Here is a 26,202-nt window from a genome sequence, read left to right on the forward strand (position 1 = left end):
TATGGCGCGAAAGACGCAGTATCAAATCAAACAAGTGTCAACAGGCGCGGTAACGCTGATGTGCGTTTGAACTGCAACGCCTTGCACGATATGGCATAACACAAATTAACCCGCTGGAGCAGCTTCATGATCCGTATTCTGTCTATTCTCGTGGCGCTTGCCCTTGCCTTGTCTGCCTGTGCACCGGTGCCACCTCAGTTGGGCCCCGATGGGAAGCCCCTGCCCCGTGCCTACCGGATCAGCCGCGCTGACACTGGCAAAATCCAGTTCCGCATGCTCGATTCGGTTAACGCGTTGCGCCAATCGGCTGGTCGCGCCCCAGTACAGCTGAACCCGAACCTGAACGCTGCTGCGGCGACCCATTCCCGCGATATGTCGGTTCAGAACCGCCCTTGGCATTTTGGCTCTGACGGATCGTCGCCGATCGACCGTATCAGCCGCGTCGGATACGCAGGCAAGCTGGTCGGCGAAACGATTTCAGAGACTTACGAATCGGAACTGGAAACGTTGGCCGCCTGGATGGAACAACCTGACACCCGACGCATCATTATGTCGGCAGATGCCCGTAATATGGGATTTGCATGGTTCCAGGAAGCAGGCGGCAAGATCTGGTGGACGCTGGTGATGGGCGAGTAATCGGCCACCACCACATTCATCATTCAGGGATTGATCTGGATGGGCGTGCCGTCGCCCACCATCGCATAGATGTCTTCCATTTGTTTGTTGGTCACCGAAATACAGCCCCAGGTCCAGTCATCCCGATCCTTGCGCTTTGGATGCCGCTGTCCGTGGATGAAAATATCACCCCCGGGTGATTTGCCCATCTCGCGCGCACGTTCTCGGTCTCGGTCATTGGGATACGATATGCCAAGCGAAAGATGGAATCGGCTGTTGGGATTGCGACGGTCAATCAGGTAAATACCTTCTGGCGTTTTCCCGTCGCCCTCAATTTCCTTGTGGCCAAGCGGCGCGAAACCAAGCTTGATCTTATAGTCCTCAAGTACGCGATCATGGTGCAACAACATCATTCTGCGCTGCTGTTTGTTCACCACAACATATGTGACTTCCGGTCCGTAGTACCGCTTGAACTTGCTACTGCCGCACGCCCCGAGCGCGACCAATGCGGTACCGCCCAAAATCAATGTTCTGCGTTTCATGCCCTATTGCCCTTAGTGCCAGATGTTACCGGCCTGCCTGTGATCTCCGCTATCACATAGCAGTTTTTTTCCTATTCAAAAAGACGTGAGGTTAAGACCGGTCGCACGTTTGTCGGTGGTGAAACACGCGGCAAGCTCAATATGTGCGGACCAGCGGAACTGGTCCACCACCTGCACCCAGTGCAGGGTATAGCCGGCGTCGACCAATGTCTGTGCGTCACGGGCGAATGTCACGGGGTTGCAAGACACATAGGCAATGCGCGGCACGGACGCCAAAGCCAACTGTTCCACCTGGCGTTCGGCCCCAGCGCGCGGCGGATCAAGCACAACCGCGTCCAGTTTGTGCAATTCGTCCGGCAGCATCGGGCGACGATACAGATCCCGCGTTTCGACCGTCAGAGGTTTCAACCCCGTAGCGGCACGCCAGCCTTTATCCAAGGCCGCCATCATCCCTGCATCACCCTCCACAGCATGCACATCAGCCCGTTCTGACAGAGGCAGCGCAAAAGTACCGCAACCGGCAAAAAGATCAGCGATATGCGCCGCATCGCCAATCGCCTCGCGCACAGATGTCAGCAGAGCAAGCTCGCCATGTGCGGTGGCCTGCAAAAAAGTCCCTGGTGGCGGCAATACCTTGGCTTTGCCAAACCGCTGCGCGGGTGGCAGACGTGTGGCGATCACCTCGCCCGCCCATGCCAGCCGTGCCAATTTCATGTCATCACAAAGCTGGGCCAACCCCATGCGCAACGGTCCGTCCAGCGGTTTGCCCTGCGCCGCCGCCACATCCAGACCATTTGCACAAAGCGTGACTGTCACCGCCAAAGTCCCTTTACGGCTTGCGCCCAACTTGGCCAGTTCCTGTGCCACTTCCAACCCACGCATCAAATCGGGGTGCAACAACTCACAATCCGGAATTTCGATGATCACGTCAGAGCTGCGGGCATAGAGACCTGCCATCGCCCCTTTCTTGGTGCGCCTTGCCGCAAAGGTCGCTCTGCGTCTTGATTGCGCCGGCGAGGTCTGGATCGGCCTCAGATCAGTCTCTAACCCGTGCGCTTCCAGCGCACTGCGCACCACGTCTACCTTCCAATCCGCAACCAACCGGTCCGACCCATGCTGGACGGCGCAACCGCCGCAAGCCTTGAAATGACGGCACGGTGGCGAGACCCGGTCAGCAGATGGCGTGACCACGCGCATGTCGCGTAGCGCCTGGCCCTCTACGGTGCCGCTGACCACTTCGCCCGGCAGGGTCATTGGGATAAACAAAGGACCATCAGCGATCCCGTCGCCGTGGTGGCCTAATCTGCGTATAATATGTTCACTCATGCCGCTGCTTTACCCTGCAGCGCGGCTGGCCCCAAGCCTATTCGGCAGCACGCATGTTCAAAAAGCCACCGGATTGACGTTGCCAGTACCGCGCATAAAGCCCGCCCTTGGCCAAAAGCGCCTCATGCGTTCCGCTTTCGACGATCCGCCCGGCATCCATCACGATGATCCGGTCCATTTCGGTCAAAGTCGACAGGCGGTGCGCGATAGCCAGCACGGTCTTCCCCTCCATTACCCGCGTCAACGCGGCTTGGATTGAGGCTTCGACCTCACTGTCCAAAGCCGAAGTCGCCTCGTCCAGCACGAGAATGGGCGCGTCCTTCAGAATAGCACGGGCAAGCGCGATCCGCTGCCTTTGCCCGCCCGAAAGTTTAACGCCCCGCTCACCCAAATGTGCATCGTACCCTTGCCGGCCTTTATGATCCTGCAAATCCTTGATGAACTCATGCGCCTCGGCCCGTTCTGCCGCAGCGATTACATCTTCTTTGGTCGCATCCGGCCGGCCATACAGAATGTTGTCGCGGGCCGACCGATTGAACATCGCGGTCTCTTGCGTCACCATTCCGATATTGCGGCGCAGGCTTTCCTGCGTCACATGCCGCAGATTCTTTCCATCAATCGAAATACTACCGCTTTCCCCTTCATAGAGCCTTAGTAGCAGTGCAACCAAGGTGGATTTCCCGGCGCCCGATGCACCAACGATGCCCAACTTCTCACCGGGCTGTACCGTCAGATTCACATCCTGAATGCCGCCCGTGCCCTGACCATACGTAAAGGTCAGGTCATCCAGTTCTATCTCTCCTCGATCGACCACCAGACTACGGGCATCGGCACCGTCATCAACCCGATTGCGAGGCGTCAAAGTTTTCATCCCATCCTCGATTTCCCCAATGTTAGAGTATATCGCCATCAGCGTGAAACTGACCCAGCCCGTCATCTGCGCAATCCGGATGGCAATAGCACCAGAGGCAACAATATCCCCTTCGGTCGCAATGCCACGCTGCCACAACAGGATGGTTCCTCCGATCAGCAGCACAGGCAAAACGCCGGCAAGGCTCATCAACGCCAGCCGGAAACCGGCGGCGAGATGGCCAAACTCCAACGCCCGTTGGCGAAACGTCTGCATCGCGCCCAGCGCTGCACGGTCTTCGTGATCTGCGTGGGCAAACAGCTTGACCGTTTTGATATTGGTAATCGTATCGACCACCTGCCCCGATACCATGGCCCGCGCCCCGGCCCGTCCTGCCGATCGCGCACGCACCCGTGGCAAGAACCAGTTGATCAGGCCGAAATATGCGACAAGCCAAACAGCAAAGCCCAGCGCGACCCGCCAGTCGATGGCCACCAGCAAAGCGACCGATCCAAACAGCGATGCCAAAGCAAAAGCCACCACATTAATCATCTCGGATGCCACATCAGTCACAGCCCGCGCGGCCTGCATCTGCTTTTGGGCGATGCGGCCCGCGAAATCATCGTCGAAGAACCCGACATTCTGACCCAGCGTCCAACGGTGCAATCGCGACAACACCAGTGGATTGATATTGGGCTGTACCATGATCGCGTTGGAAGCGGACGACAAACCAAACAGAACAGGCCGCGCGATCAGGAAAAACGCCATGGCACCCGCAATCAAAGCAATGTTGCGTCCGTCAAAGAACGCATCTGGTCCCGCGCTTGTTGTGGCATCAATGACCTTGCCCAATATCCACGCAGTACCGGCCTCCATCACGCCGGCGGCGGCTGAGAAAAAAGCAGCGAGCCACAGCACGGGCCATGCCCCAGACAGGCACCACCGCATAAACGCACCAAGCGTCTGCGGCGGCGGTCCATCGGCGGCCGAAAACGGGTTGATCCAATCTGATACTTTCAAGGGTCTATCCTTCGGCGTCATCATCCAGCGTCAGAAATCCGCCCGATTGGCGGTTCCAGAAATCTGCATATAGCCCGCCTTGCGCCAAAAGCGCGTCATGGGTGCCATCTTCAACAATGCGCCCCTGATCCAGCACGATAATGCGGTCCATTTCAGCGATTGTGGACAGGCGGTGCGCAATTGCGATCACCGTTTTCCCGGCCATCATCCCGTACAGCGTCTCTTGAATTGCCGCTTCCACCTCGCTGTCGAGCGCGCTTGTCGCCTCGTCCAGCAGTAGGATCGGCGCGTCCTTCAGGATCACCCGAGCCAGCGTGATACGTTGCCGCTGACCGCCGGACAATTTGACACCACGCTCACCAACCCGCGCGTCATAGCCATGATTGCCTTCAGGGTCGGCAAGATCGAGGATGAATTCATGCGCCTGCGCCTGTTTGGCGGCATCAACCATCTCCGCTTCTGTCGCTTCGGGTCTTCCGTACAAGATGTTGTCCCTGACAGAGCGATGCAGCAGCGAACTGTCCTGCTGGACCATGCCGATATGCCGCCGCAGGCTGTCTTGTTTGACCCCTGAAATATCCTGACCATCAATCAGAATTTGGCCGCCCTCTGCATCATAAAACCGCAAAAGTAGCTTTACGAGGGTCGATTTTCCGGCACCTGACCGCCCCACAAGGCCGATCCGCTCTCCCGGTTTGATCGTCAGATCAATGGCCTGAAGTCCGCCCTGCTCCCGTCCGTAGTGATGAGTCAGACCTTTCAATTCAATACGACCCTTGGTCAGCGCCAGAGGCTCTGCATCCTCTTGATCGACCAGCGTGATCGGCTGGGCGATGGTCTCCATCCCCTCGGCAACAACACCCAATTCGCGAAAGAACGAAGACAGCGCCCACATGATCCAACCGGTCATTGAATTCAGCCGCAGTGTAAGTGCGGCAGCCGCAGCAACAACGCCAACGCTCGCCTCGCCCCAGGTCCACAGCAACAGGGCCCACCCCACGACGCCGATGATCAACAGACCGTTCAGCGTAACCAATGTTACATCCATCTTTGTGAAAATGCGCATTTCCTTCTGGAAGGTTTCGCGGGCGTTTTCGATGGCTTCCTTGGCGAAATCGACCTCAAGATCGTGATGCGCAAACATCTTAACCGAATGGATGTTGGTATAGGCATCGACCACGCGCCCTGTAACCTGCGACCGCGCATCGGATGCCGCTTTAGAAGCCGGCCCCACGCGCAGAATGGTCCAGCGGATCAAGCCGCCATAAAGTACAAGCCAGGCCAGCAAGGGCAACATCAGCCGCCAATCAGAAGTGCTGAGCAAGATCACCGCGCCGATCATATAGGCCAGAGCATAGGAAATCGCATCAAATGTCTGGAACACAACCTCGCCTGCGGCAGGCGGGGTTTGCATGATCCGGTTGGCGATACGCCCGGCAAAGTCATTCTCGAACCAGCCCACCGATTGCCGCAAGACCTGGCGATGCGCGCGCCAGCGGATCAACGTGCCTACATTTGGCAGGATCGTATTGTTGATCAACGCAACATCCAGGCCCTGCATAAAGGGCCGTATGATCAATACGAAACCCGCAACCAACAGCAATTCAGTACCGTAGGTGTCCCACATCTGCGTGGGATCGCTGCCCAGCAAATCGACGATGCGACCCATATAATAGATAAGCCCGATCTCGATCGCGGCAGTCACCAATGACATGAAGCCCGTCAGCGCAAATATGCCTTTGAACGGTTGGCAATAGGCCCAGAGGAAGGGCGCAAGGCGCTGAGGCGGTGCGTCGTCTTCGACATAGGGTATGTATGGATTAACAAGGTTTTCGAAAAAGCGGAACATGGGCAAATGCCTCTGTGCAGGAACAACAAAATGTCCGGACGCTGAAATCAGACGGCCCGGCGAGACGTAAGGTTATGACGGCTTCAGCCGAACCAGATCCCGCGATACATTTTGTATTCCTCCCTGTTCTGCCCTCTGTTTAGGCGGCAAATCCTATTTTGTCGAGAGGTCAGGGTGCGGATAGCAGTTCCTGTGCGCTGAGGGCGAAGCCGGAGTCGATCCAAAGCTGTTCAAGATACTTCAGTCGCTGCCCCAATGCTGGCCCTTTCAACTCCGGCATCAGATCCTGCGCATTGACCGGAAATTCAGCTTCAGCCGCTTTGATAACAGTCTCTAACCTATGTCTTTCAGGTAAAGCGTGTGCCATAACCGAACGCAGCAAGACCGTGGCGACGCCAATTCTTTTTCCATGGCGGTAACTGATCTCTTCAGGCGTTGGGCCACTGAACCCCACTTCCCGCATGATGCTCAAAACCTGCGCATCGGCTTTGCTCAGACGCAATCGGTTTACTAGGTCGTCACCGCCCAGCGCAGCAAGACGGCAGAGCCAATCCGGATCAAGGCCAAGCGCTTGTTCGATATGCACCAACGGTGCCAGCCACCTGTCATCTGCGCCGGGAAGGACAGTGTTTAACACACCAGTTTGGCGCATGAGCGCAACCGACGGCGCCGGATTTAGCGCCATCAGAACTTTCGCTATTTCCTGACCTACGCGTTCGGCGGAAAGCGTCTCTAACCCGTCCAAATTTGCTGAAATTGCAGCCAAGGCTTCAGGATCAAATCCATCAGAGGTATCTGCATACCATGCTGAAAACCGGAAGAACCGCAGCGTTCTAAGGTAATCTTCGGTGATGCGCGCGGCAGGGTCTTCGATGAACCTGACACGCCGCGCCAATAGATCGGGCAGTCCGCCGAGGGGGTCGATCACCTGGCCATCGACAGTTGCGTAGAGGGCGTTCATCGTAAAGTCGCGCCGCCGGGCGTCATCCTCAATCCGGTCCGAAAACGCGACAACAGCCCGCCGCCCATCGGTTTCGACATCGCGGCGGAAAGTTGTCACCTCAAACGGTTTGCCCTGAACAACAACGGTGATCGTTCCATGAGCAATCCCTGTCGGAATCGCTTTGAAGCCTGCATCAATCGCGACTTTGGTCACGACTTCGGGCAAGGCATTTGTAGACATATCGACATCACTGTCCGGCAAACCCAAAAGGGCGTTCCGCACGCAGCCGCCAACGAAATAAACCTGATGCCCCGCGCCCTTAACCGCAGCGCAAAGCGCCTGCGCCGCGGGATCAACCAACCAGCTTGTCGCTGGCGGTATTTTTATGTCATGCGTTCTGCCCATGCCCGCAACATACGCGCGGTTGCGCCCCAGATGTAGTAGGGACCGTACGGGACTGTGAAATAATGCCGCCGTGTGCCCCGCCAGCGTCGGGACTCGATGATATAGTTCTCGGGTGCCAGCACATGAGACAGAGGCACCGAAAACACTTCGTCCACCTCTCCGGGCTCCGGGATCACCGTGAATGTGTCACTTACAAACGCAAAAACTGGCGTCACCGAAAAGCCGGTGACCGTCTCATGCGCTGGCAACGTCCCCAAAACCTCTACAAGGTGACGAGGCAGGCCGATTTCCTCCTCTGCCTCGCGCAAAGCGGCGGCAATAACATCGGCATCTGTGTCGTCCTGCTTGCCGCCCGGAAAAGCAATCTGGCCGGGGTGATGCTTGAGCGCTGACGATCGTTTTGTCAGCAGCAAATGCCAGTCGTCATTTCTACGAACAATCGGCGCCAAAACCCCGGCGGGCCGCAACGCGCGCCCTAAAGGCAACTCAACATCGGGGTTCAGATCAAAATCGGAAGTCTCTGCACCATTATGCGCCAGAGCGTCCCTAATCTGACCAATCAGATCAGGCATCGGGTGCTGCTTCTGCATCAAAGCCAACGGTCTTGGGGTCAAGATCGTAGTGGGCACCGCAGAACTGGCAATCCGCAGTGACACGGCCCTCATCCGTGGTCATCTTTTCGATGTCTTTTGCGGAATAAATCGACAGGCTTTGGCGCACACGGTCTTCGGAACATGAACAGCCAAAGCGGACAGCCTGCGCATCAAAGACACGCGGTTGCTCTTCGTGAAACAAGCGCAACAGCAGATCCGTCGGCGGCACGGACGGACCAACCAGCTCCAGATCCTCAACCGTATCAAGCAGGATATTCACGCGGTTCCAGTTTTCTTCCTCATCGCCATGCACCAGATCGGTGGCCTGCAGAACTTCTCCCGTTCCACCATCTTTGGCCGCGAAAGGTGACGCTTTGGGCATCATTTGCAGCATAATGCCACCGGCACGCCAATGCTCGGGCTCGGTCGGGCCGGACGAGCGGCCAAAGCTAAGTGAAAACCGCGTCGGCAATTGTTCGGATTGGGCGAAATAAGACTCTGCACAGGCGGAAATGGACCCACCTTCAAGCGGTGTGATGCCCTGATATGGGGTCATCCCCTCGCCCTGGTCGATCATGATGGCGAAATACCCTTCCCCAATCTGGTCGAACGGAGCTTCATCTGTCAGCCGTTCCGCATCATAGCTCGCATAGGCTCTGATCCGCGCGGGCGCACCTTCTGCTTCGGGGCCGTAGTAATCCGTTGCGATCATTCGCACGGCACCTTTTGACTGCACCTGCAATTGCAGCTTCCAACGCACTTTGATCGTTTGACCGATCAATGCGGCAAGCAGCGCCATCTCGGCAACCAATGCCTCGACCTGCGGCGGATAATCGTGCTGACGCAAGATCCCTTCCAACACCCCGTCCAGTCGCGCCACACGTCCGCGAATGTCGCAATGATCCAGTTGGAACGGCAGAACACTGTCGTCCCAGGCAATCTGATTTCCTGGCTGCTGTGGCGTTGTCATCTGGGGTTTCCTTACTTCGGGCCGCTTGGCATACCGCGTCTATATAGGCGCAGCAAGCCGCGTATAAAGGGGGACGGGATGATCAGACGGATGGGCAAGCCGCCAAAGCGGAACAGGACCTATAAACTTAGGCCCGGTGCCTATGCCATTCTACCGCTCGGCACGAACATTTTGCTGACCGCACAGATGGACCCGGTTTTCGACGTGCAACTGCCCGGTGGCGGCATTGATCCCGGCGAATCCCCGCTTCAAGGCTTGTTTCGCGAGGTCCGCGAGGAAATCGGGTGGAGCATCACGAAGCCCCGTAGACTGGGTGCCTTCCGTCGGTTTGTATTCATGCCCGAATATGACCTTTGGGCTGAAAAGCTGTGCCATGTTTATGTCGCCCGTCCCGCACGGCATATCATTGATCCCATTGAGCCAGATCATCAGACCCTTTTATTGAGCCCCGCTGAAGCCATAGATGCTTTGGGAAATGATGGGGACAGAATGTTTCTAAAGCACTACTTGCGCTGAGCCGGATTTCTGAATTCAAACAGAATGCCCGATATGTCATCGGGAAAATCCTCTGTCTTGGCAAAATCGGCAAGCTCCCAGATGAGACCATCCAGCAAAGCTTCGCCCGTTATCTCGTGCATGCGCATGATGATCTGTTCCAGCCCCTCTTCCCCCAGCATGACACCTTGCGGATCGGGACATTCAGTCACGCCATCGGACAACAAAAGCAACCTGTCCCCGGGTTCCAATTTTACGTCGAACTGCGTGAACGGAACCTGCTCCAACAGCCCTACGGGAAAGCCGCCGGCACCGGTTTGCTCGATCCTGCCATCTGCCCGCTGGATCACCGGATGCGGGTGCCCCGCCTGTGCAATGGTGACCATACCGCTGTCCATATCGACAAAAGCAAGAAGCAGGGTGAAGTAATGCTCTGTCTCCATTTCGTTTAGAACGAGATCATTCAACGTGGCGATGACCTCCGCGGGCGGTCTGGTGCGGTAGGTACCATCCGGTTGCAAGGTCAGTGCGATGTTCTGATCCGAAGAGGTCGCCGACAGATACCCCGCCAGCCGCGCTGTCATCAACGCAGAGCTGATGCCGTGACCGGAGACATCAATCGCAAACAGCCCAAGCTGGGCATCGTCGGTCGGGAAGAACCCGACCAGATCGCCCCCCACATGCCCCGCAGGCCGAAGCATCAAAGAAAGCTCTCCCTCTGGAAAGACGCGATGCCTCTCGCGCAATAGCGATTGCTGAAGTTTCTTCGCCTCAAGCAGGTCATTATCCAGCAGATCATGAACCCGCTGCAATTCTGCCAACGTATCACTGATCAGCCGGTTCTGCGCCGCAAGCTCGCGCTGCATTTGCAAGATGCGTTCTCCCGCCGTTATCCGCGCGCGCAGCTCGCTGGAATCCACAGGTTTGGTCAGGAAATCGTCCGCGCCTGAATCCAGCCCCCGTGCTACCTCCTTTTTTTCACTGATTGAGGTCAGCAGAATGAAATAGGCGTAGCGGTCTCCGGACAATGCTCTGAACTTTTCGCAAAATTCGATGCCTGACATGCCGGGCATCATCCAGTCGCTTACGATCAGATCGGGAAAGGTTTCCGCACACCGTGCAAGCGCGTCCTCTCCGCTTGCCGCCTCTGTCACGGTAAAACCCCATCGCGCCAGTGTTCTGGAGAGGATATGCCGCTGCATCCGGCTGTCATCGACAATCAGAATATGGTGCGGTTGCGCCGTTGGAGGGTTCGGTTCCGGCAGGGCGGTCTTGAGATGCCTTTGGGCCATACTTTTCCTAAAGCGGCTGAAAACGCATCAATCACACAGCAGACTTAAGACAAGGTGAAAGATCGAAATCCGCATAAAGCCCCACCTTTTGATGAAGCTTTGTTAAGGCTACAACGCGCATATTGCGCCGTCAGGAGGACGGTACGCATGATAAATTGGCAAAGGTTGCGTGAACTTCAGGATGAAATTGGCGCAGAGGATTTTGACGAGGTTGTCGACCTGTTCCTCGAAGAAGTTGCCGAGACGATCCAGCGTGTATCATCTGCGCAGGATGTCAAAACGTTGGGCGAAGATCTGCATTTCCTGAAAGGAAGTGCGCTGACGCTTGGCTTTGAGCAGTTTGCGGCGATGTGCAAAGAAGGCGAAGATGCTGCGCAAAAGAACGCAGCTGCCGTGATCATAGAGCCAATACTGGCTTGCTACGCGCTATCCAAAGATGCCTTTCTGTCAGAATACAAGCAACAGCTCGCAGCCTAGACAAGCTTGTAGAAGTTCGCGACATCGACGGCACCGAAGGTATCCAACGCTTTGCCCCGTAACATCTGCATTCCCGTGATCCAACGGTCGTGATCTTTGGCCCTATGGATCGCATACCCCTGTACCTGCGGGTGAGACAGGATCAGAAACTGATTTGCTTCCACGCCGAGAAGAATCGCCTCCGCTACATCATCGGCAGTCAGCAATCCTTCGCGTGCATCCTCATCCGAAAGACCCAAAAGGGGCGTCGCAACATACTGCGGACAGACCACCGATACACCGATACCATCCCCGCCATGCGAAATTGCCAGGGATTCAGCAAAGCTGACGGCGGCGTGTTTCGTCGCGGAATAGGCCGCATCGCCAATTTGGCTAAGCAGCCCGGCCGCGGAGGCAACATTCACGAGATGGCCGGAACCACGCTCCATCATCATCGGCAGCAAGGCGCGTGCGGCATAGACGTGGCTCATGACATGAACCTGCCAATTCAACGTCCAATCCGCATTGGATTGCGAGGCCGCATGGCTGGGATCACCCCTACCCAGCCCCGCGTTAGAGACGTATATGTCCACATCACCCAAGGCTTCGGATGCCTGCGCGATAAGTGCCTGAACCTGTGCTTCATCGCGCACGTCACATGCGACAGCGATGCCACCAATCTCGTCCGCAACAGCTTTTGCCTTGGCGGCATCAAGATCGGAAACGCAGACTTTCGCGCCCGCTTTCGCCGCACGACGGGCGAGTGCTGCGCCAATGCCGCTGCCCGCCCCGGTGATCACAACCGAGCTTCCCTCAAATTTCATCGCTGTCTCCCTAGATCACAAATTGTGCCAATGTTTCGTCATTGGTGATGTCAGTATAGGTAAAGCCGGCTGCATCAATGCGTTCAAACATAGCAGGAAAATTCCCCGCCTGATCCGTTTCGATCCCGATCAGGACAGAGCCAAAGTTGCGCGCGGATTTCTTCATGTACTCAAAGCGCGTGATGTTGTCGTGCGGTCCAAGTGTATCGAGAAAGTCGCGCAAGGCACCCGGCCTTTGGGGCAGACGCAGGATGAAGTACTTCTTCAACTCGGCATAGCGCTGCGCCCGTTCTTTGACCTCTGGCAAACGCTCGAAATCGAAATTTCCGCCCGACGCGATACAGACCACCGTCTTTCCTTTGATACGCTCTGCCACTTCGCCCAGCGCTTCGATCGCCAGTGCACCGGCAGGCTCCAGCACGATCCCCTCGACATTCAGCATCTCGACAATCGTCGCGCAAATGCGGTCTTCCTCTAGGGCAATCACGTCATCCGCATTGATTGTCTTTAACCGCTCAAACGTACGGGCACCGATTTTGGCAACCGAGGCACCATCTACAAAAGTATTTACTGGCGACACATCGACAGGCGCACCTTCGGCTATTGCTGCGGCGAGGCTTTTGGCACCCGCAGGCTCAACGAAAGTATAGCCGCATTCATTTCCGAAATAGCTGTATGTGCCCGCGGACAGCCCGCCACCGCCGACCGGCAGGATGATGTGATCCGGCACCCGTCCCAACTCCTGTTCGATCTCCACCGCGACAGAGGCCTGTCCCTCGATTACGTCTTCATCATCAAAAGGCGACAGAAAATGCGCGCCCTCCTCCGCACTGAACTTTTGCGCCGCAGCGAGGGACGCATCAAAGTAGTCTCCAACAAGGCGAATTTCGACAGACTCCCCGCCAAACATCCGGGTCTTCAGGATTTTCTGTTCTGGCGTTGTAACCGGCATAAAGATGACGCCTGTGACCCCGAAGTGCTTACACATAAAGGCGACACCCTGCGCATGGTTGCCCGCTGATGCGCAGACAAAGAGCGACTGATCCGGGATCACCTTGCGCATGGCGTTAAACGCCCCGCGTAGTTTGTAGGATCGTACCGGGCTCAGGTCTTCGCGCTTAAGATAGACATCGGCTTCGAACCGCTCGGACAGCAATTCGTTGCGCAACAGCGGGGTGGCGGGAAAAACCGGGCGCATCTTGGCCGCTGCCAATGTCGCCATCGCTTGGAAATTCTCTCTCATACCGCCCATCCTTTGACTGTTCCTCATCGTTAGGGGCGTCAAAGGCATTGGTCAACGCGGCCCAGCGCCTTGCCCGTCCCTGCAAAACCCGATACCTCGCCTCTGATATCCCAAAGGAGACGTCCGATGTCCGCGCCCAAGAAAGTCGTGCTTGCCTATTCCGGTGGCCTTGATACCTCAATCATCCTCAAGTGGCTGCAAACCGAATACGGCTGCGAAGTTGTGACCTTTACCGCTGATCTGGGTCAGGGCGAAGAGCTTGAGCCCGCCCGCGCCAAGGCCGAAATGATGGGCGCGTCAGAGATTTACATCGAAGACGTTCGCGAGGAATTTGTGCGCGATTTCGTTTTCCCTATGTTCCGCGCCAATGCCGTGTACGAAGGGCTGTACCTGCTGGGCACATCCATCGCGCGCCCGCTGATCTCAAAACGATTGGTTGAGATTGCCGAAGAAACCGGTGCCGATGCCGTGGCACACGGGGCGACAGGCAAGGGCAACGATCAGGTGCGATTTGAACTGGCCGCCTATGCGCTGAACCCCGATATCAAAGTGATCGCGCCGTGGCGTGAATGGGATTTATCCAGCCGGACAAAGCTTTTGGAATTCGCTGAAAAGAACCAGATCCCCGTCGCCAAAGACAAGCGCGGCGAGGCGCCTTTCAGTGTGGATGCGAACCTCCTGCATACCTCGTCCGAAGGTAAAGTGTTGGAAGATCCCGCCATCGACGCGCCTGATTATGTGTATCAGCGTACTGTCGCCCCAGAAGATGCACCGGATACACCCGAATACGTGGAGATCGGTTTCGAGCGGGGTGATGCCGTGTCGATCAATGGCGAGGCGATGTCTCCCGCAACGATCCTTACACGCTTGAACGAATTGGGCGGTAAACATGGCTGCGGCCGACTTGATCTGGTCGAGGGTCGGTTTGTCGGGATGAAATCGCGCGGCATTTACGAAACACCGGGCGGTACGCTGCTTCTTGAAGCGCACCGTGGGATTGAATCAATCACCCTGGACCGCGGTGCCATGCATCTGAAAGACGAATTGATGCCGCGCTATGCCGAGCTGATTTACAACGGGTTCTGGTTCAGCCCTGAACGCACGATGCTGCAAGCGGCCATCGACGCAAGCCAGACTCATGTCACAGGCACCGTACGCTTGAAGCTATACAAAGGGCATGTCCGCACCGTGGGCCGTTGGTCGGATCATTCGCTCTACTCCGAAGCGCATGTGACCTTTGAGGATGACGCAGGCGCTTACGATCAGAAAGACGCGGCTGGGTTTATCCAGCTGAACGCACTGCGGCTGAAATTGTTGGCGGCCCGCGACAAGCGCCTCAAATAAAAAAAAGCCCGAACCTTTCGGTCCGGGCTTCGCACTCGTTACGCGTCACAGACAGGCACAGCGGAACTTATTCCGCTGTGACAACCGTCATGACAAGTTTGCCATCCGGCTTGATCGGGCCATCTTCTTTGGCGCCCAGTGTGTATTCAAACACGCCGGTCTTCATCCCGCCTTGTTCGGCGTGGACCATCAGCATCAGCATTTCGCCGGAATTCACTTCTTCCTGAAGGATCGCGGCAACATCGGTGTTCTCGCCCGCACGCAAGGGCGCATAGCCCACCACGGGGCCAGGCTTCATCTCGGCGTCCGTCCGGTGGACAACCAGCCAACCGTTTTCGCCGGCCATAACTTTCTCGGCACTTACGACGCCGTTTGACACATCCTGATTCGACGCCTCGACCATTGGCATCGCGTGACCTGCTGCCATCGCCATGCCGCCAGCAAGGGTCAGTGCAAGGGTCGTTGTTGTAAGCAATTTCATTTTCAGTTCCTCCTTGGATGACGAAGCCACGTCAGAGAGAACAGAAAAGTTTCAAAGAAAGATTTAGACGAGTCGATCCAGACGCATTTTCTCGTAGAACGGCATCGCTTTTTCCAGAACACCCGACAATTCCGGCCCGATGTCGGGCAGCGGCCCTTCGGCCCCGGCAAATCCTGTGCTGGCATGAACCGATGGATACCAGTGCGCCGCCCATACACCATCTTCGGGTCGCGGACCCGCTGGCCAGTGCAACATCGCGGGATCGAACGGAAGCTCAATCGCGTCGCAAAGTTTGCGCAGCATGTTTGGTGGGTCGGCACGAACATCAGTGCTATCAACTACCACGCCGCCAAATTTCCCATAGATTTCTGCTTGCTGGACAAATCCGATATCCTCTAGCGTCGGCGCCTCGCGCTTTGCCGCATAGCTTGCGATGACCCGTGCAGGATGTCGTATCAAATGAACATGCACACAATCTTCGGCCCAATCCATCGGGAAGCCGTCAAGCATGTGATGCGGCATGTGCTTCATATAGATATGCGGCGCGTCATCGGCCATACAGGCGATACCGACCTTGTTAGGGTCTGTTTCATGCGCTGCGATAATTTCTTGGGCCATCGGATGATCAAATCCGGTTTGCGCGAGATAGGGCGCATAAAAAGGTTCGTCCATGATGGCAAAGTCCGGCCGCGCGCCGAAACTATACATCATCGCCGTACTCAGATTACGTGGCCCGGACCACATCGCTATGCGCATGAGGTTCTCCTGATTTCTGCGCTGACGCTAGAAATGTTACGAAGCCGCGCCAAGTGGTAAAGTCACTTCACCACCGCGTGAGGCGCGAAAGAGTGGCTTGCAGAACAATAAACGCAGGCGCAGCGTAGTCGCAAACAGGAGACTGATATGAAACATCTTTCAACGATCAAGACCGTCGCCTTGGCCGGGTGTATCGCCATCGGCCTTTGCGCACAAAGCACTACTGCCAAAGCAGCCGGAACAGAGACCCTTACTGTAGCAGGGGGCTGCTTCTGGTGTGTCGAATCTGACTTCGAATCCGTAAAGGGCGTCAAAGAAGCCGTGTCCGGATTTGCTGGCGGGCGGACGGCTAATCCCACTTACAAGCAGGTTACGGGGGGTGGCACCGGACACTATGAAGCGGTCCAGATTGAGTTTGATCCAGATGTCGTAAGCCGGGATACGCTGCTTGATCTCTTTTTCCGATCGATCGACCCGACAGATGCCGGCGGCCAGTTCTGCGATCGCGGCGAAAGCTATCGCAGCGCAATCTTTCCTGCGGATGGGGCGCAAAAAGCTGCAGCAGAGCGTGCAAAATCCGAAGCCGAAGCGGCGTTGGGCCAAAAGATCGTCACGCCGATTCTTGGCAGTGCGAAATTTTATCCCGCCGACGCCTATCACCAGGACTACTACAAAAGCAGTGAACGTCTGGTTCTGACATCTGTTGGTGTCGGCGTCAAAAAATCCACCGCATACAAACGTTATCGCAAGGGATGTGGCCGCGATGCCCGGGTGAAACAGCTTTGGGGCTCTGCTGCACCTTTTGTGAACTAGGTGAAATCGTGGTCCTGGATGTCTTTGAGATCCGGGATCACATCTGCCGTCCCTTCGCGTGTCACCATGAGTGCCGCTGCCCGCAAAGCCAGATCAATTGCATCCGGCATGGAAAGGTGACGGTCCAAACCGGCAATCAGGTAACCGGTAAAAGTATCCCCTGCCCCGGTCGTATCTATTGCAGTGACATCATAAGCGGAAAAACTTTGCGGTGTTGACCCTTTGTTAGAGACCCATTTGCAGCCGTCTTGCCCTAGTGTCACAACTATATTCGGGATCCCCAATTCGGCTAGGTCGCGCTTTAAAGCAGTTTCTAATTGTTCGGCCTCAACGCCATTCAGCACCAACAAATCAATTTGATCCGCCAATGTCCTGATCGCCTCGGGTGAAAACGGCGCTGCGGCATAGGCAATCCGCAGACCCAGGGTGCGGGCCGTCCGAGCAGCACAGCCCTGTCCGTTTGTTTCATTCTGCATCAGCAGAAAATCACCCGGCCCTGCTTCGGCCAAGGCCGCCCCGGTCATCTGATCTGTAATACCGTGGTTGGCACCGGGATATAGAACGATGCTGTTCTCCCCAGCGGCATCAATCGCGATGTTGGCATGCCCCGTTGGCGTATCAACCACAGATATATGACGTGTATCCACGCCATATTCCATCAGCCGTTCAATCGCCCATGCGCCGTCCTTGCCGACTGCACCGATGTGAACGGCCCGCGCCCCCGCACGCGCCGCAGCAACGGACATATTGGCACCCTTTCCGCCCAAGCCTTGATGGAAACGATCGGCGGCAATGGTTTCACCGGCACCCGGCAGACGGCTTAGGTAATAGAAGTTGTCCGCGTTGATAGAGCCGAGGTTCCAGATCATTCGCCGACCTTACACGCCGCCAGGATCGCCATATTCAAGATGTCGTTCGAAGTTGAGGTGGTCGAGCAGATCTGAATGCTCTTGTCCAATCCGGTAAGGATCGGGCCGATCACCGTTGCGCCAGCCATTTCCTGCATCAGCTTCACTGAAATACTGGCCGAATGCCGCGCCGGAACCACCAAAATGTTCGCAGGACCAGTCAGGCGTGAAAACGGATATTGGGCTTGCGCAGCCGGGTTCAGCGCAACATCAACGGTCATCTCGCCTTCGTATTCGAAATTCACACCGCGTTCATCCAGCACCATAGGCGCGCGATGCATTTTCTCTGCGCGCTCTGACACCGGATAGCCGAAGGTTGAGAAGCTGACGAAAGCCACACGTGGCTCTAACCCGAGATTTCGAGCCACTACAGCACCACTTTCAGCGATGTTGGCCAGGTCATTCTCATCTGGCCATTCATGCACCAACGTATCCGCGATAAACACGATCCGACCTTTGTGCAGCAGCGCGGTAAAGCCCGCCGCACCATGTTCGGCATTCGCCTCGAACACATGGTTCAGACGCTCCAACACATGTGCCGATTTTCGCGTCGCCCCGGTGACCAGCCCGTCACCATGACCGTGTTCCAGCATCAGCGCCGCAAAAACATGCCGGTCCCGCGCGGCAAGCCGGTGGATGTCTTTGTTGTCGAACCCGCGCCGCTGCAAACGATTATACAAAAACCCTTTGTAGGTATCGAGGTGATCCGTCTTGGCGGCATTGACCACCTCCAATTCGCGCACCGCATCGGCCATCCCGGCTTCTTCGAGCTTCGTCTTCACATCTTCTGGTCGACCAACAACCAGTGCCTTGCCCAGACCGGAGCGCTGATAGGTGACCGCAGCACGCAACACGCGCGGATCATCCCCTTCGGCAAAGATCATCCGCGCCTGATTGGCCCGCGCACGGGCATTGATGCCGCGCAGAATGTTCGCGGTCGGATCCATCCGCGACTTCAATGTCAGTTCATAGGCGTCCATGTCGATGATCGGGCGTCGCGCCGCGCCCGTTTCCATACCAGCTTTTGCCACCGCAGGCGGAATCCGGTGGATCAAACGCGGATCGAAAGGCGTTGGAATGATATAGTCGCGCCCGAAGCTTAGCGTCTTGCCATAGGCAACGGCCACCTCATCCGGCACATCCTCGCGGGCAAGATTGGCCAAGGCGTGGGCGCAGGCGATCTTCATCTCGTCATTGATCGCGCGTGCGTTGATATCCAACGCGCCCCGGAACAGGTAGGGAAAGCCCAATACGTTGTTCACCTGGTTTGGGTAATCACTGCGCCCGGTTGCGACAATCGCGTCCATCCGAACCTCATGCGCCTCTTCCGGCGTAATCTCAGGATCAGGGTTGGCCATGGCGAAAATGACAGGATTGTCCGCCATGCTCGCCACCATCGCCGGCGTCACCGCCCCTTTGACAGAGACGCCTAGAAAGACATCCGCGCCTGACATCGCTTCTTCCAGACTGCGCAATTCGGTGTTCGCTGCATGGGCAGACTTCCACTGGTTCATACCTTCGGTACGCCCTTGGTAGATCACACCTTTGGTATCGCACATGATACAATTGTTGTGGCTTGCCCCCATCGCCTTGAGCAATTCAAGGCAGGCGATCCCGGCCGCACCCGCACCGTTCAGAACGATCCGCACGTCTTCGATCTTTTTGCCGGAAATATGCAGCGCGTTGATCAGTCCGGCGGCGCAAATCACCGCAGTGCCATGCTGGTCATCATGGAAGACAGGGATATCCATCTCTTCCTTCAGCCGCTGTTCAATGATGAAACACTCGGGTGCCTTGATGTCTTCAAGGTTGATGCCCCCGAATGTCGGGCCCATCAAACGCACCGCATTGATAAAGGCTTCGGTATCTTCGGTATCCAGCTCAATATCGATAGAGTTTACATCAGCGAACCGCTTGAACAGAACCGACTTGCCTTCCATCACCGGTTTGGACGCAAGCGCCCCGAGATTGCCGAGACCCAGAACGGCCGTCCCGTTTGAGATCACCGCCACCAGGTTACCCTTGTTGGTGTAATCATAAGCAAGCTCCGGATTTTCCGCGATCCGTTCGCAGGGCACCGCAACACCGGGAGAATAGGCCAAGGACAGATCGCGCTGCGTGGTCATCGGCACGGTCGCTGAAATCTCGAACTTGCCGGGTGTCGGCTCAAGATGAAAGGCGAGGGCTTCTTCGTCGGTAATTCTGTTATTGGTCACGGGCCGGGTGTTCCTTATATTTTGCCGCAACCTATCTATCTTCGCCAAGGCACACAATAATGCGCGCGCGTCACGCGACGTATCGGACCCATTCGTGATTGTTTAAAAAGTTGTCATGGCGCTGGGGAAAGTCAATTTTCAGACGCGCCAGCGCCCATCTGATGACCTGGGGACGGTCACACCGTTTGGCGCACCAAATCATTCGAACCAATGTCTGCCATCGCCCCGGGTCAGCTTTATGCGCCATATCAAGCGCGACCAACTCCGATTTCGGTTCGTCCAGCTCCTTGTGGCAATCCGCTTTAATCAGGCACAGCCGTCCACTTGTTGGTAACATAGCGCTGTGTTTTTCCAATAGCCCAACAGCATGTTCGGCCCCACCAACCTGCAGGACTTCGCTGGCAAGTTGCGCCAAAGCGCGCGGTCTTTTCAAATCCGGGTATTGACCAAAAAGCGTAACGATAAGACCCACAATCTGTGCTATTGCAGCTTTGGACAAGGAAGCCGGAACGATACCATCGGCTTCGAAATCAGGCTCTGACAAAGGGTCTTCTGCCTTAAAGTCACCGAAAAAGTTTATGTACTTGCACCCCGACGCAAGAGCCAGAGGCCAAAAATCGCCCCATCTGATCTGCGCTGTCTGAAGCGTTCCTATCTCGATCGCATAGGTTTGCGGCCCAGCGAACAGCATATTGGTAAAGCCCGCTCCGTGATACGAAACCATCATCTCGGCGCGCGCCATAAGGGCGATCTGTTCAAGCGGAGAGAGATTTTCAAACACGACGTATTCAAACCCGAACAGCGCAAGGTGGTCGAACAACAGTTCTTCGCCCTCAAGGTGTCTTTCTCGGCTGAACCTTGTGTCCCGCCCCACGAAAAACCGTTTAGGAAGATGGTCGAAATTGCCGCCCTCGATCGCCCGATGCGCACGCTGACGCAGTGCAATTAGGCTGCTGTTCACTGTGTTCATGTTAAGAGACACCCGTAGTTCAAGCGACGTAGCCCCTCCATTCTCGGCAATCGGCTCCGGCAGAAGATCGTTCATGCCTGCAAGATCGTCGATAGGAGCCTGATAATGGCCGCCGATCAGGTCGTATGCTGTCAGAACCCGCGAATAGTCTTTCGGTGCCCGTTCGAAAAAGACGCGGCCTTCGTACTCGGGAAACAAGGCGTCGACAAAGGCTTTGGCAAATGGCTGTTGCTTGTCTTCCTGATTGGGAAAATGGAAAAAGATATTCCCTTGGAAACCCAAGCCGTCCAGCATGGTCAGCTGGCACAAGGATTCAGTGATAAAATGAAAGTAGTTGAACGTATTGCGGCACTCGACGACAAAGGGAATATCAGGCTCTAGCAGGCCGGAATATATCGGTACCTCTTTGCCTGCATTGTTTTCGCGACAGGTCTCGAAATAGTCTTCAAGCCGTGCATCCGCATCGACACCGGCGTCGTTATTGTCCCGTCGATACCGGTTCACAGCGCGCGTCCCCGACGCACCGCTCAGCAAAACCCTGTCCCGGGCCATCACGAATGACTTGCGAAAACTGGCCTTCTCCAGAATGACCGGAACGGAATTGTACTCCACCGGTTGCCGAAATCTCTTTGCCCGGCGTGCAGTCTGCAGGACCTGTTTGATCTTGTCGTTGACCTCGGGATGGGCGCTGGCGGCAAAGCCTTCGATCCGCGCATTCGGCAAAGGACGCCAGATAAACTCAGGCTCACCCAGCATCCGAAACCCCGGATCCCGCCAGGGATTCAGAAACAGAACATCGGGGGGTAACGTGAGGTCGATTTTATTGCGCACGGGCTGTTGGCCTGTCATTTGCTCGGTTTTCTCTAGTTTTACCATGAAAGCGCTACCCGTCTACCGAGAAGCTTGGCCGGACGCCTCTTTCACTGCGGGGCGGGGTTTTGTACAGAAAGGGCGGCACAGGGAGAGAACCGGGTGAGCGACGCAAAGACCACGCCGATGATGGCGCAATACCTTGAGATCAAGGCCGACCATCCCGATGCATTGCTGTTCTATCGGATGGGCGATTTTTACGAGATGTTCTTTGACGATGCTTTCGCTGCCGCGGACGCATTGGATATTGCGCTGACCAAACGCGGCAAACATGACGGCGCGGACATTCCGATGTGCGGCGTCCCGGTACATGCTGCCGAAGGCTACTTCCTGACACTCATCCGCAAAGGGTTTCGGGTGGCGGTCTGCGAACAGATGGAAAGCCCGGCCGAAGCCAAAAAACGCGGATCGAAATCCGTGGTCAAGCGTGAGGTCGTCCGTCTGGTGACCCCCGGCACACTGACCGAAGACACATTACTCGAGGCGCGGCGGCACAATTATCTGGCGTGCTACTCTGAGGTGAGAGAAGCAGGCGCCCTCGCCTGGGTCGACATCTCGACCGGTGCGTTTCACGTTATGCCACTCACTTTGCTGAACTTGGGGCCGGAACTCGCCCGTCTCAGGCCTTCAGAACTGATTGTATCAGAGGCGGGGCGCGAGAAAGTCGCCGATTTAGTCTCTGAATTCGACCTCTCGGTAACAGATCTGGCACGTTCTGCTTTTGACAGCACTAGCGCCGAAAACCGCATATGCACGCTGTTTGGAATAGCGACGCTCGATGCTTTCGGACAGTTCGAACGCGCAGAGATTTCCGCGATGGGGGCGTTGATCGACTATCTCGACATCACGCAAAAGGGAAAGCTGCCCCTGCTGCGTCCTCCACAGAAAGAAAATGCAGCGCGCTCCGTCCAGATCGATACTGCGACACGGCGGAATCTGGAACTGACCCATGCGCTGAATGGCGGCAAAGCCGGATCACTTCTGGCTTTGATGGACCGCACAAGCACAGCGGCCGGAGCGCGGTTGCTTGAACAGCGGATCTCAAGCCCTTCGCGCACTTTGGAAACGATTACCGCACGGCTTGATGCGATCAGTTTCGGGTGTGAGCACAGTCGGATCCGCCAGGAACAGCGCGAAACCCTACGCAAAGTTCCTGATCTGGATCGCGCGTTATCACGTCTGGCTCTTGATCGCGGGGGCCCCCGCGATCTTGCCGCCGTGCGCAACGGCTTGACCCAAGCCTCTCACCTCCATCGAACTTTGTCGCAGATCGACCTGCCCGACCTTCTGGCCTCGGCCGCAACCGGTCTAGCGAACCATGATGCTTTGAACGACCTTTTGGACGAAGCACTGATTGCCGAGCCACCCCTGCTGATGCGCGACGGCGGATTTATCGCAAGTGGCTTTAACGAAGAACTGGACGAGGCGCGGAAGTTGCGGGACGAAGGCCGCAGCGTCGTTGCGGCCATGCAGGTGAAATTTGTCTCTGACACAGGGATTTCATCGCTCAAGATCAAACACAACAACGTCCTTGGCTATTTCATCGAGACCACTGCGACGCACGCTGAACGCATGCTGTCCCCACCCCTCTCCGAGGTGTTCATCCACCGCCAGACAACCGCCAATCAAGTCCGCTTTACCACGGTAGAGCTAAGCGAGCTGGAAACCAAAATTCTCAATGCCGGGAATCGCGCACTTGAGATAGAAAAGCGGCTCTATGAAACGCTAAGATCTGCAATCCTCGACCAAAGCGCCGCGATCTCTCAAACATCAACAGGCATTGCAGAGATTGACCTAGCGCTGTCGCTGGCTGACCTTGCGATCGATGAAAACTGGGTCCGCCCCAAGGTCGATGACAGCCGCGCCTTTGACATTCAGGGCGGTCGCCATCCCGTCGTGGAACGTGCACTGGCCCAACAAGGCGGGTCGCCCTTTGTTGCAAACGACTGCAACTTGAGCGCTGACGCAGATACCGCAAATATCTGGTTGCTGACCGGCCCGAACATGGCGGGTAAATCGACATTTCTACGGCAGAACGCGCTGATAGGATTGATGGCGCAAATGGGCAGCTTTGTGCCCGCTACCTCCGCGCATATCGGGATCATCAGCCAGCTGTTCAGCCGGGTCGGCGCTTCGGACGATCTTGCCAAAGGTCGGTCGACCTTCATGGTCGAAATGGTCGAAACCGCGGCGATCCTGAATCAAGCAGATGATCGAGCCTTGGTAATCCTGGATGAGATCGGCCGAGGCACCGCCACGTACGACGGTCTGTCAATCGCTTGGGCAACGCTGGAACACCTGCACGATGTGAACAAATCCCGCGCGCTCTTTGCCACTCATTACCACGAAATGACGGCCCTTTCCGCCAAGCTTGACGGCGTGGAAAACGCGACTGTCACAGTGAAGGAATGGGAAGGCGATGTGATCTTCCTGCATGAGGTCCGCAAAGGGGCCGCCGACAGATCATATGGTGTTCAGGTCGCCCAACTTGCCGGCTTGCCGGACAGTGTCATCGCCCGCGCACGCGTTGTGCTGGATGCTTTGGAAAAAGGTGAGCGGGAAGGCGGGGCGAAGCAGAAAACACTGATCGACGACCTCCCACTTTTTTCAGCGATGCAGCCGCCGCCACCCCAGCCCGCAAAAGGGTCGAAAGTCGAAGCGCAGCTCGCAAAGATCCTCCCGGACGAACTCACGCCGCGTGAAGCACTTGATCTGCTCTATAAATTGAAAGAGGCGGCCAAAACCTGACCGCCTCTCTTTTTGGCCTTATATACCGTAGTGCTGAACCAGCAGCTTAGCCCGCCGGTTGCGACGAGACGCCAACCTGTGCAGGGCGCAAAAGACGGTCGTGCAGCATGAAGCCTTCGGCAGCGACCTGGATGATATCCCCGGCCTTTGTTCCCGGGACAGGTGCTTCGAACATCGCCTGATGATGCTGCGGATCAAACTTGTCGCCTACTTCGGGTGCGATCACATCAATACCGTGCTTTTTAAATACGCTCAGCAATTCGCGCATTGTCAGCTCGACGCCTTCGAGCAACGGGCCGGAAACCGCACGCTGGTCTTCAGTCGCCGCTTCAAGCGCACGCTTCATATTGTCGTAGACCGGAAGCATATCGCGGGCCAGTTTGGACCCGCCATAGTTCTCTGCCTCGCGGCGGTCCTTGTCGGACCGTTTGCGTGCATTCTCTGCATCCGCAAGCGCGCGCATAAAGCGGTCTTTCAGCTGATCACGCTCTGCGCGCAGCTGATCAATTTCAAGATCCTCATCGTCGATCTCGGCTTCTTCGGCTGCGAATTCCTCCGCCATTGCCGTTTCGATATCGTCGAGAAAATCGTTCTCTTTCGGGTCTGCCATCTTTCACCTCTAGCTGCGGTCTGACACCAGTTTGCCGACCAGCTGTGCTGTGTAGTTCACAATCGGTACGATCCGCCCATAGTTCAGACGTGTAGGGCCAATCACCCCGACCGCACCAATCACCTTACGATCAGCGTTCATATAAGGGGAAACCACCAGAGAGGAACCCGAAAGTGAGAAAAGTTTGTTCTCAGAGCCGATAAAAATGCGCACACCATCGCCATCTTCGGCCAATTCAAGGAATTCGGCAATATCGCGTTTGCGTTCCAGATCATCAAACAGGCTTTTGATCCGCGCGATATCGGCTTCATCGCCTTCATTTGCCAAAAGGTTCGACCGACCGCGCACGATCAGTCTCTCGGTTGATTCGTCGTCGCCGGTCCAAAGGGCAAGACCGCTTTCCACCAGTTGACGGGCCAGTGTGTCGATTTCCTGACGGCGCTGCGCGATTTCCTGAGTGACGGCGCGCTGCACTTCGCTGATCGTCTTGCCCTCGACGATTGCGTTCAAGAAATTTGCCGCTTCGCGCATCGAACTTGGCGTTTGACCAAGCGGCGGCGTGAATAACCGGTTCTCAACATGCCCGTCCGAGAAGACCAGAACGACCAAAGCACGTTCCGCTGAAAGGGAGACAAATTCGATGTGCTTGATCGGCGCTTCGTGTTTGGGCGACAGCACCAGTGATGCACCCTGCGTGACACCAGACAGCGCCGATCCCACCCGATCAAGCAAACCGCCGACATCCGTGGCATTGCTGCCTGCGGTCGCGTCGATCTTTTCCCGGTCCATTTCGGTCGGATCGCCCAGTTCGATCATGCCATCCACGAACATGCGCAGACCCAGTTGGGTCGGTATCCGCCCCGCGCTGACATGCGGCGAGCCAAGCACACCCATGTACTCCAGATCCTGCATCACATTGCGGATCGTGGCGGCACTTACCTTTTCGCTAAATTCACGGGTCAGCGTCCGCGAGCCAACCGGATCACCACTTGCCAGATACCCTTCGACAACGCGCCGAAACACCTCGCGCGAACGATCGTTCATCTCGCGCAGCAGGGTTGAT

General features: G+C 56.5%; 23 protein-coding genes. 6 read left to right on the plus strand and 17 right to left on the minus strand.

Features of this window, described 5'->3' with window-relative positions:
• Positions 1 to 126 precede the first annotated feature (126 nt).
• The gene (gene dalA / locus Z945_RS0109000) at positions 127 to 636 is read left to right on the plus strand and encodes a divisome-associated lipoprotein DalA (RefSeq protein ID WP_025051774.1); all 510 of its coding nucleotides are present in this window, start codon (positions 127 to 129) and stop codon (positions 634 to 636) included.
• A 23-nt stretch (positions 637 to 659) separates the two neighbouring features.
• Here dalA and Z945_RS0109005 read toward each other — a convergent pair whose 3' ends face one another.
• The 7 genes from Z945_RS0109005 to hslO all read right to left on the minus strand — a co-directional run bounded on the left by Z945_RS0109005 (position 660) and on the right by hslO (position 9,113).
• Positions 660 to 1,157 (minus strand): L,D-transpeptidase family protein, encoded by a 498-nt coding sequence (locus Z945_RS0109005; RefSeq protein ID WP_025051775.1) that lies wholly within the window; start codon positions 1,155 to 1,157, stop codon positions 660 to 662.
• 75 nt (positions 1,158 to 1,232) lie between these two features.
• Positions 1,233 to 2,483 carry a class I SAM-dependent RNA methyltransferase gene (locus Z945_RS0109010; protein ID WP_025051776.1) on the minus strand — a complete coding sequence of 417 codons (1,251 nt, stop codon included), beginning with the start codon at positions 2,481 to 2,483 and terminating at the stop codon, positions 1,233 to 1,235.
• Positions 2,484 to 2,520: 37 nt separating this feature from the next.
• Positions 2,521 to 4,281, minus strand: coding sequence for an ABC transporter ATP-binding protein (locus Z945_RS0109015; protein ID WP_420911458.1), 1,761 nt, complete (start codon positions 4,279 to 4,281; stop codon positions 2,521 to 2,523).
• Positions 4,282 to 4,357: 76 nt separating this feature from the next.
• Positions 4,358 to 6,202 carry an ABC transporter ATP-binding protein gene (locus tag Z945_RS0109020; protein WP_025051778.1) on the minus strand — a complete coding sequence of 615 codons (1,845 nt, stop codon included), beginning with the start codon at positions 6,200 to 6,202 and terminating at the stop codon, positions 4,358 to 4,360.
• 169 nt (positions 6,203 to 6,371) lie between these two features.
• A complete protein-coding gene (locus Z945_RS0109025; protein WP_052862626.1) occupies positions 6,372 to 7,550 on the minus strand; it encodes a CCA tRNA nucleotidyltransferase in 1,179 nt (392 codons plus the stop codon).
• A complete protein-coding gene (locus Z945_RS0109030) occupies positions 7,529 to 8,122 on the minus strand; it encodes a CoA pyrophosphatase (protein WP_025051780.1) in 594 nt (197 codons plus the stop codon). The genes Z945_RS0109025 and Z945_RS0109030 overlap by 22 nt, the downstream gene beginning before the upstream one ends.
• Positions 8,115 to 9,113, minus strand: a complete 999-nt coding sequence (gene hslO, locus Z945_RS0109035; protein ID WP_025051781.1) for an Hsp33 family molecular chaperone HslO — start codon at positions 9,111 to 9,113, stop codon at positions 8,115 to 8,117. Before hslO ends, Z945_RS0109030 begins: the two co-directional genes overlap by 8 nt.
• Before the next feature lie 78 nt (positions 9,114 to 9,191).
• On the opposite strand from hslO, the gene Z945_RS0109040 reads away from it, so the two are divergent.
• On the plus strand, positions 9,192 to 9,629 hold the full coding sequence (locus Z945_RS0109040) for an NUDIX domain-containing protein (RefSeq protein WP_025051782.1): 438 nt from the start codon (positions 9,192 to 9,194) through the stop codon (positions 9,627 to 9,629).
• Here the strand turns inward: Z945_RS0109040 and Z945_RS0109045 are convergent.
• Positions 9,617 to 10,900 (minus strand): PP2C family protein-serine/threonine phosphatase, encoded by a 1,284-nt coding sequence (locus Z945_RS0109045; RefSeq protein WP_025051783.1) that lies wholly within the window; start codon positions 10,898 to 10,900, stop codon positions 9,617 to 9,619. The genes Z945_RS0109040 and Z945_RS0109045 overlap by 13 nt on opposite strands.
• 147 nt (positions 10,901 to 11,047) lie before the next feature.
• Here Z945_RS0109045 and Z945_RS0109050 point away from each other — a divergent pair, with 147 nt between their 5' ends.
• The gene (locus tag Z945_RS0109050; RefSeq protein ID WP_025051784.1) at positions 11,048 to 11,377 is read left to right on the plus strand and encodes an Hpt domain-containing protein; all 330 of its coding nucleotides are present in this window, start codon (positions 11,048 to 11,050) and stop codon (positions 11,375 to 11,377) included.
• Here the strand turns inward: Z945_RS0109050 and Z945_RS0109055 are convergent.
• Both Z945_RS0109055 and ilvA read right to left on the minus strand, forming a co-directional pair.
• Positions 11,374 to 12,180 (minus strand): SDR family oxidoreductase, encoded by an 807-nt coding sequence (locus tag Z945_RS0109055; protein WP_025051785.1) that lies wholly within the window; start codon positions 12,178 to 12,180, stop codon positions 11,374 to 11,376. The two genes, Z945_RS0109050 and Z945_RS0109055, sit on opposite strands and share 4 nt — an antisense overlap.
• A gap of 10 nt (positions 12,181 to 12,190) precedes the next feature.
• Complete coding sequence (ilvA, locus tag Z945_RS0109060; RefSeq protein WP_025051786.1) at positions 12,191 to 13,423, minus strand: threonine ammonia-lyase IlvA; 1,233 nt, start codon at positions 13,421 to 13,423, stop codon at positions 12,191 to 12,193.
• Between the two features lie 126 nt (positions 13,424 to 13,549).
• Between ilvA and Z945_RS0109065 the strand changes: the two genes are divergently transcribed.
• Complete coding sequence (locus Z945_RS0109065) at positions 13,550 to 14,767, plus strand: argininosuccinate synthase (RefSeq protein WP_025051787.1); 1,218 nt, start codon at positions 13,550 to 13,552, stop codon at positions 14,765 to 14,767.
• Between the two features lie 67 nt (positions 14,768 to 14,834).
• Here Z945_RS0109065 and Z945_RS0109070 read toward each other — a convergent pair whose 3' ends face one another.
• Positions 14,835 to 15,248, minus strand: coding sequence for a DUF7282 domain-containing protein (locus Z945_RS0109070; RefSeq protein ID WP_025051788.1), 414 nt, complete (start codon positions 15,246 to 15,248; stop codon positions 14,835 to 14,837).
• A 63-nt stretch (positions 15,249 to 15,311) separates the two neighbouring features.
• Positions 15,312 to 16,004, minus strand: coding sequence for a sulfotransferase-like domain-containing protein (locus Z945_RS0109075; protein ID WP_025051789.1), 693 nt, complete (start codon positions 16,002 to 16,004; stop codon positions 15,312 to 15,314).
• 147 nt (positions 16,005 to 16,151) lie between these two features.
• On the opposite strand from Z945_RS0109075, the gene msrA reads away from it, so the two are divergent.
• The gene (msrA, locus tag Z945_RS0109080; protein ID WP_025051790.1) at positions 16,152 to 16,817 is read left to right on the plus strand and encodes a peptide-methionine (S)-S-oxide reductase MsrA; all 666 of its coding nucleotides are present in this window, start codon (positions 16,152 to 16,154) and stop codon (positions 16,815 to 16,817) included.
• Here the strand turns inward: msrA and Z945_RS0109085 are convergent.
• From Z945_RS0109085 to Z945_RS0109095, 3 genes are all read right to left on the minus strand, one after another.
• On the minus strand, positions 16,814 to 17,686 hold the full coding sequence (locus tag Z945_RS0109085) for a ribokinase (protein ID WP_025051791.1): 873 nt from the start codon (positions 17,684 to 17,686) through the stop codon (positions 16,814 to 16,816). The genes msrA and Z945_RS0109085 overlap by 4 nt on opposite strands.
• The gene (locus Z945_RS0109090; protein WP_025051792.1) at positions 17,683 to 19,941 is read right to left on the minus strand and encodes an NADP-dependent malic enzyme; all 2,259 of its coding nucleotides are present in this window, start codon (positions 19,939 to 19,941) and stop codon (positions 17,683 to 17,685) included. Before Z945_RS0109090 ends, Z945_RS0109085 begins: the two co-directional genes overlap by 4 nt.
• Positions 19,942 to 20,011: 70 nt before the next feature.
• Positions 20,012 to 21,787: a glycosyltransferase 61 family protein gene (locus tag Z945_RS0109095; protein ID WP_025051793.1), complete on the minus strand. Its 1,776-nt coding sequence runs from the start codon at positions 21,785 to 21,787 to the stop codon at positions 20,012 to 20,014.
• A gap of 120 nt (positions 21,788 to 21,907) precedes the next feature.
• Here Z945_RS0109095 and mutS point away from each other — a divergent pair, with 120 nt between their 5' ends.
• Positions 21,908 to 24,529 carry a DNA mismatch repair protein MutS gene (mutS, locus tag Z945_RS0109100; protein WP_025051794.1) on the plus strand — a complete coding sequence of 874 codons (2,622 nt, stop codon included), beginning with the start codon at positions 21,908 to 21,910 and terminating at the stop codon, positions 24,527 to 24,529.
• Positions 24,530 to 24,575: 46 nt separating this feature from the next.
• Here mutS and Z945_RS0109105 read toward each other — a convergent pair whose 3' ends face one another.
• Both Z945_RS0109105 and hrcA read right to left on the minus strand, forming a co-directional pair.
• Positions 24,576 to 25,139 carry a nucleotide exchange factor GrpE gene (locus Z945_RS0109105; protein WP_025051795.1) on the minus strand — a complete coding sequence of 188 codons (564 nt, stop codon included), beginning with the start codon at positions 25,137 to 25,139 and terminating at the stop codon, positions 24,576 to 24,578.
• A gap of 9 nt (positions 25,140 to 25,148) precedes the next feature.
• On the minus strand, positions 25,149 to 26,183 hold the full coding sequence (hrcA, locus tag Z945_RS0109110) for a heat-inducible transcriptional repressor HrcA (protein ID WP_025051796.1): 1,035 nt from the start codon (positions 26,181 to 26,183) through the stop codon (positions 25,149 to 25,151).
• Positions 26,184 to 26,202 lie beyond the last annotated feature (19 nt).

The sequence above is a fragment of the Sulfitobacter noctilucae genome (genome assembly GCF_000622365.1).
Classification (GTDB): domain Bacteria; phylum Pseudomonadota; class Alphaproteobacteria; order Rhodobacterales; family Rhodobacteraceae; genus Sulfitobacter; species Sulfitobacter noctilucae.